This is a genomic window from Streptomyces sp. SID5464 (genome assembly GCF_009862985.1).
Taxonomy (GTDB): Bacteria; Actinomycetota; Actinomycetes; order Streptomycetales; family Streptomycetaceae; genus Streptomyces; species Streptomyces chartreusis_D.
Window position 1 is genome coordinate 4,330 of sequence record NZ_WWIQ01000066.1, and the last position, 6,386, is coordinate 10,715.

Sequence of the window (6,386 nt, forward strand, 5' to 3'; positions counted from 1 at the left end):
TTAGCGGCACGATTGCCCGCAGCTCAGCTGATAACCCCCGGCGCGGCCCCCAGCAGGGGCCGCGCCGTAGGCGGTGTTCGTCTCGCCCGCTCAGTCCTTGATCTCGCAGATCGCCGCGCCCGAGGTGACCGACGCGCCGATCTCCGCGCTGAGGCCCTTGATCGTGCCGGACTTGTGGGCGTTGAGGGGCTGCTCCATCTTCATGGCCTCCAGGACGACGATCAGGTCGCCTTCCTTGACCTCCTGGCCCTCCTCCACCGCGACCTTGACGATCGTGCCCTGCATCGGGGAGGCGAGGGTGTCCCCGGAGGCTGCGGGGCCCGACTTCTTCGCCGCGCGGCGCTTCGGCTTGGCCCCGGCCGCGAGGCCCGTGCGGGCGAGGGACATGCCCAGGGACGCCGGGAGGGAGACCTCCAGACGCTTGCCGCCGACCTCGACGACCACCGTCTCGCGACCCGGCTCCTCGTCCGCCTCCAGGGCGTCCGCAGCCGCCGTGAACGGCTTGATCTCGTTGACGAACTCCGTCTCGATCCAGCGGGTGTGGACCGTGAACGGCCCGTCCTGGCCATGCACCTCAGGCGCGAACGCCGGGTCCTTCACCACCGCACGGTGGAACGGGATCGCCGTCGCCATGCCCTCGACCTGGAACTCCTCCAGGGCACGCGCGGCCCGCTCCAGCGCCTCCTTGCGCGTGCGGCCGGTGACGATCAGCTTGGCCAGCAGGGAGTCCCACGCCGGACCGATGACCGACCCGGACTCCACGCCCGCGTCCAGCCGCACACCCGGGCCGGACGGCGGGGCGAACGCCGTGACCGTGCCGGGGGCCGGCAGGAAGTTGCGGCCCGGGTCCTCGCCGTTGATGCGGAACTCGAAGGAGTGCCCCCGCAGCGCCGGGTCGTCGTAGCCGAGCTCCTCGCCGTCGGCGATGCGGAACATCTCGCGGACGAGGTCGATGCCGGCGACCTCCTCGGTGACCGGGTGCTCGACCTGGAGGCGGGTGTTGACCTCCAGGAAGGAGATCGTGCCGTCGTTGCCGACGAGGAACTCCACCGTGCCGGCGCCGACGTAGCCGGCCTCCTTCAGGATCGCCTTGGAGGCCGAGTACAGCTGCTCCACCTGCGCGTCGGACAGGAAGGGGGCGGGGGCCTCCTCGACCAGCTTCTGGTGCCGGCGCTGGAGGGAGCAGTCACGCGTCGAGACCACGACCACGTTGCCGTGCTGGTCGGCGAGGCACTGGGTCTCCACGTGCCGCGGCTTGTCGAGGTAGCGCTCGACGAAGCACTCGCCCCGGCCGAAGGCCGCCACGGCCTCGCGGACCGCCGAGTCGTACAGCTCCGGGACCTCTTCCAGCGTCCGCGCCACCTTCAGGCCACGGCCGCCACCGCCGAACGCCGCCTTGATGGCGATCGGCAGACCGTGCTCCTCGGCGAAGGCGACGACCTCCTCAGCACCGGACACCGGGTCGGGCGTGCCCGCCACCAGCGGGGCGCCGGCGCGCTGCGCGATGTGCCGCGCCGCGACCTTGTCACCCAGATCGCGGATCGCCTGCGGCGGCGGGCCGATCCAGATCAGGCCCGCGTCCAGCACCGCCTGCGCGAACTCCGCGTTTTCGGAGAGGAAGCCGTAGCCGGGGTGGATCGCGTCCGCGCCCGACTCGCGAGCGGCCTTCAGCACCTTCTCGATGTCGAGGTAGCTGGTGCCCGGCGTGTCACCGCCCAGGGCGAACGCCTCATCCGCGGCGCGGACATGCAGAGCGTCCCGGTCCGGGTCGGCGTAGACGGCCACGCTCGCGATGCCGGCATCCCGGCAGGCCCGGGCCACGCGGACAGCGATTTCGCCACGGTTGGCGATGAGCACCTTGCGCACGATGAGGCTCCCTCCTTGAAACAAGCCGAGTTTAGGGACTGCCGACACGGCACTTCGACCCGTCCCCAGTGGTGAGCTTGCCCACACGGAGCGTGATGCGAGGCTCGCTCGACCCGCGAAATCCCTTGTCGCACCGCGGTACGCAGTACTACTCCGGGAAACCCTAGCCCTCTCCTGTGGTCAAGGTCTCTGTCATCACGTGCTGCGGGCCACTCTGTTTCTTTGTGGAGTCCCTACGAATGGCCCAATGATTCTTTGCCCGCCGCAGAACCCTTGTCCCAGGGTTTACTCGTTAGTAGCGTTCGCGATGTCTCGAACGTACTAGGGGTAAGTGGGTGGGCCCGGTGGTGCGCAGGCCGGTGGCGTGGATCGTGGCGGTGGTGCTCTTCGGTGAGGCGCTCGGCATCGCCGCGCTGAACTGGTTCCTCGGCGTCGTCGTCGACCGGCAGGACATGTCGCTGGCCGGGCTCGACCCGCACATGATGGCCGTGTCGTCGAAGATCGGCGGGATCGCCTTCGGCCTCTACTTCGCGCTGTGCGGCCTGGTCGCCCTGCTGGTGGCGCTGCGGGACCGGCCCCCGGCGGGCTTCGGGCGGGTGCTGCTGATCAGCACGGCCGTCGTGCACGGGCTGCTCGGCGCGTTCACCTGGGGACTCGTCGGCTGGCCCGCGTTCCTCTTCATGGTGCTGGTGCTCGGCCTGGTCGTGCTGCTGCTGATGACGTACGACCGTCCGGCCGGGCCCGCCGACGCCGCGCCCCAGGACGGGACGGGCGGCGACGGCTCCCCGGTCACTTCTCCGCCGGCTCCCACAACTCCGTGATACCGACGCCCAGTTCGGCGAGGAGACGCCGTACGAGGGGCAGGCTGATGCCGATCACGTTGCCGTGGTCGCCGTCGATGCCGTCGATGAACGGGGCCGAGCGGCCGTCCAGCGTGAACGCCCCGGCGACGTAGAGGGGCTCGCCGGAGGCGACGTAGGCCGCGATCTCCTCGTCGGTGGGATCGCCGAAGTGGACGACGGTGGACGCGGTGGCGGAGGTGTAGCGGCCGGAGAGCGTGTCGTAGACGCAGTGGCCGGTCTGGAGGGTTCCGGCGCGTCCGCGCATCGCCTTCCAGCGGGCGGTGGCCTCCTCGGCGTCCGCGGGCTTGCCGAGGGCCTGGCCGTCCAGGTCGAGCACCGAGTCGCAGCCGATCACGATCGCGCCCTTGGCCTCCGGCCGGGCCGCCACGACGGAGGCCTTCGCCTCGGCGAGGGCGAGCGCCAGCTCGGCGGGGGTGGGTGCGGTGACGGCGTCCTCGTCGACGCCGCTCACGATCACCTCGGGGGCGAGACCGGCCTGGCGGAGCAGCCCGAGCCGGGCGGGGGACTGGGAGGCGAGGACGAGTCGGCGGCGCGGCTGATCTGTCATGCGTTCAGCGTATCGGCGTCACCTGTCACCTCTCACCTCACGCCGATCACGATCATCGCCAGCACCATGGCCAACGCCATGAGAACGCCCAGCCGCCGAAGCATGTCCTGCGTGTCGCGCAGCTCTTTCGGCGGTTCGTTCTCGGGGTCGGACCACAGCATGACACCAGCGTGCGGCTTCCCGGGGCGGGGCGCCTGAGTAGGGGTACTCAAATCGGCGCCCCGCGTTGTTCCGCAGTGCGCGGTTCCCCGCGCCCCGGGAGCTTCAGCTCGGCCAATAGGTGCGGCCCCATGCCGCCGGGCCCGGCTGGGGCAGGCGGTGGGCTGCGATGCGGGACGGGTCGGACCAGGAGTCGCGGGTGACCGGCGCGCCGGGCGGCGTTGCGGCCGCCGCCGCGGCGCGGGCCCTGACCACCGCCAGGGCGGCGGCCAGCTCCTCCGGGGTCGGGTTGCCCCGTACGACCTTGATCGTCATGTGGGCCTCCTGGGCTCGCCGGGACTAGAGGGGGATGTTGCCGTGCTTCTTCGGGGGCAGGGATTCCCGCTTCGTACGCAGTTGACGCAGACCCCGTACGACGTGCCGGCGGGTCTCGGACGGCAGGATCACGGCGTCGACGTAACCGCGCTCGGCCGCGACGTAGGGGTTGAGGAGGGCGTCCTCGTACTCCCGGATCAGCCGGGCCCGGACCGCCTCCAGATCCTCGCCGTTCGCCTCGGCCTCGGCGATCGTGCGGCGGTGCAGGATGTTGACCGCGCCCTGGGCGCCCATGACGGCGATCTGGGCGGTGGGCCAGGCGAGGTTGAGGTCGGCGCCCAGGTGCTTGGAGCCCATGACGTCGTAGGCGCCGCCGAAGGCCTTGCGGGTGATGACGGTGATGAGCGGGACGGTCGCCTCGGCGTAGGCGTAGATCAGCTTGGCGCCGCGCCGGATGATGCCGTCGTGCTCCTGGTCGACGCCGGGCAGGAAGCCGGGGACGTCGACGAAGGTGATCACCGGGACGTTGAAGGCGTCGCAGGTCCGCACGAAGCGGGCGGCCTTCTCGCTGGCCTTGATGTCGAGGCACCCGGCGAGCTGCGTCGGCTGGTTGGCGATGATGCCGACCGGGTGGCCCTCGACCCGCCCGAAGCCGGTGACGATGTTCGGCGCGTACAGCGGCTGCGTCTCGAAGAACTCGGCGTCGTCCAGGACGTGCTCGATCACCGTGTGCATGTCGTACGGCTGGTTCGCGCTGTCCGGGACGATCACGTCCAGTTCGCGGTCCTCGTCGGTGACCTCGAGGTCGGCCTCCTCGGGGAAGGCCGGCGGCTCGGAGAGGTTGTTGGACGGCAGGTACGACAGCAGCTGCTTGATGTACTCGATGGCGTCCTTCTCGTCACCCGCCATGTGGTGGGCGACTCCGGACGTCGAGTTGTGGGTCCTGGCCCCGCCCAGCTCCTCGAAGCCGACGTCCTCGCCGGTGACGGTCTTGATGACGTCGGGGCCGGTGATGAACATGTGCGAGGTCTGGTCGACCATGACCGTGAAGTCGGTGATGGCGGGGGAGTAGACGGCCCCGCCCGCACACGGGCCGACGACCAGGCTGATCTGCGGGATGACACCCGACGCGTGGGTGTTGCGGCGGAAGATCTCGCCGTAGGCACCGAGGGAGGCGACGCCCTCCTGGATCCGGGCGCCGCCGGAGTCGTTGATGCCGATGACCGGGCAGCCGGTCTTCAGGGCGAAGTCCATGACCTTGACGATCTTCTGCCCGTAGACCTCGCCGAGGGCCCCGCCGAAGACGGTGAAGTCCTGCGAGAACACGGCGACGGGGCGGCCGTCGACGGTGCCGTACCCGGTGACGACGCCGTCGCCGTAGGGCCGGTTCTTGTCGAGGCCGAAGTTGGTGGAGCGGTGCCGGGCGAACTCGTCGAGTTCGACGAAGGAACCCTCGTCGAGCAGGAGCTCGATCCGCTCACGGGCCGTCAGCTTGCCCTTGGCGTGCTGCTTCTCGACGGCGCGTGCGGAGCCGGCGTGCGTCGCCTCATCGATGCGGCGCTTCAGATCCGCGAGTTTGCCCGCGGTCGTGTGAATGTCAGGCTGCTGCTGCTCTTCCGGCTCGGACATCGGGATGCGGCTCCCTGCCTGCTCAAAAGGGGGGACGGTTACTCATCCGTAGAGTAGTGGGGGCCCTCCACATCGGCAGTGCGGCGTTTACCACACCTAGGGTGGCTTGCATGACGCCGCGAGATGCATCAGAGCCGAACGGTAGCCGTTGGTCGGACCTGGACCGTCCGCCCCTCAACATCACCGCCCTGCGCCGGGGACTGGTGCATGAGGGCGGGCTGTGGTCCGAGGTGGACGTCGTGCAGCGCACCGGCTCCACGAACTCCGACCTGGTGGCCCGGGCTGCCGAGGGCAGGGCCGCCGAGGGCGCGGTGCTCGTCGCCGAGGAGCAGACGGCCGGGCGCGGGCGCCTCGACCGGCAGTGGACGGCACCGCCCCGTTCCGGCCTGTTCTTCTCCGTGCTGCTCACGCCGGGCGAGGTGCCGGTGGCGCGGTGGGGGTGGCTGCCGCTGCTCACGGGTGTCGCGGTGGCGACGGGGCTGTCGCGGGCGGCGGGCGTCGACACGGCGCTGAAGTGGCCGAACGACCTGCTGGTCACCGTGCGGGGCGAGGAGCGCAAGGCCGGGGGGATTCTGGCGGAGCGGGCGGGCGACGACGGGGTCGTCATCGGGGTCGGTATCAACGTCACGCTGAAGGAGGACGAGCTGCCGGTGCCCACGGCGGGGTCGCTGGAGCTGGCCGGGGCCGTGAGCACGGACCGGGACCCGTTGCTGCGGGGGGTGCTGCGGGCTCTGGAGGAGTGGTACGGGAAGTGGCGTGCCGCCGCGGGTGAGGCGGGTGCCTGTGGGTTGCTGGAGGCGTATGCGGCGGGGTGCGCGACGCTCGGGAGGGAAGTGCGGGCGGAGTTGCCGGGCGATCGGGCCGTGGTGGGGGAAGCGGTTGCGGTGGACGGGGACGGGCGGTTGGTGCTGGCGACGGAGGAGGGGGTGCAGGAGCCTGTCGGCGCGGGGGACATCGTGCACCTGAGGCCTGCTTGAGCTGAGGTGGGGTGGGCGCGCAACCCGGCG

The 6,386-nt window shown here is 70.8% G+C and carries 7 protein-coding genes; 2 read left to right on the forward strand and 5 right to left on the reverse strand.

Annotated elements, in window-relative coordinates:
* Positions 1–90: 90 nt before the first annotated feature.
* Positions 91–1,866, reverse strand: coding sequence for a biotin carboxylase N-terminal domain-containing protein (locus tag GTY47_RS31345; RefSeq protein WP_010045601.1), 1,776 nt, complete (start codon positions 1,864–1,866; stop codon positions 91–93).
* A gap of 344 nt (positions 1,867–2,210) precedes the next feature.
* On the opposite strand from GTY47_RS31345, the gene GTY47_RS31350 reads away from it, so the two are divergent.
* Positions 2,211–2,687: a hypothetical protein gene (locus GTY47_RS31350; protein ID WP_040904009.1), complete on the forward strand. Its 477-nt coding sequence runs from the start codon at positions 2,211–2,213 to the stop codon at positions 2,685–2,687.
* Here the strand turns inward: GTY47_RS31350 and GTY47_RS31355 are convergent.
* From GTY47_RS31355 to GTY47_RS31365, 4 genes are all read right to left on the reverse strand, one after another.
* Positions 2,656–3,276 (reverse strand): nucleoside triphosphate pyrophosphatase, encoded by a 621-nt coding sequence (locus GTY47_RS31355; protein WP_010045608.1) that lies wholly within the window; start codon positions 3,274–3,276, stop codon positions 2,656–2,658. The two genes, GTY47_RS31350 and GTY47_RS31355, sit on opposite strands and share 32 nt — an antisense overlap.
* A gap of 32 nt (positions 3,277–3,308) precedes the next feature.
* Positions 3,309–3,437, reverse strand: coding sequence for a hypothetical protein (locus tag GTY47_RS41720; protein ID WP_010045609.1), 129 nt, complete (start codon positions 3,435–3,437; stop codon positions 3,309–3,311).
* Positions 3,438–3,540: 103 nt separating this feature from the next.
* Positions 3,541–3,750 carry an acyl-CoA carboxylase epsilon subunit gene (locus GTY47_RS31360; protein WP_010045613.1) on the reverse strand — a complete coding sequence of 70 codons (210 nt, stop codon included), beginning with the start codon at positions 3,748–3,750 and terminating at the stop codon, positions 3,541–3,543.
* Positions 3,751–3,774: 24 nt separating this feature from the next.
* Positions 3,775–5,379, reverse strand: coding sequence for an acyl-CoA carboxylase subunit beta (locus GTY47_RS31365; RefSeq protein WP_010045615.1), 1,605 nt, complete (start codon positions 5,377–5,379; stop codon positions 3,775–3,777).
* A 110-nt stretch (positions 5,380–5,489) separates the two neighbouring features.
* On the opposite strand from GTY47_RS31365, the gene GTY47_RS31370 reads away from it, so the two are divergent.
* Entirely contained in the window at positions 5,490–6,356 is an 867-nt protein-coding gene (locus GTY47_RS31370) for a biotin--[acetyl-CoA-carboxylase] ligase (RefSeq protein WP_029181566.1), read from the forward strand.
* Positions 6,357–6,386 lie beyond the last annotated feature (30 nt).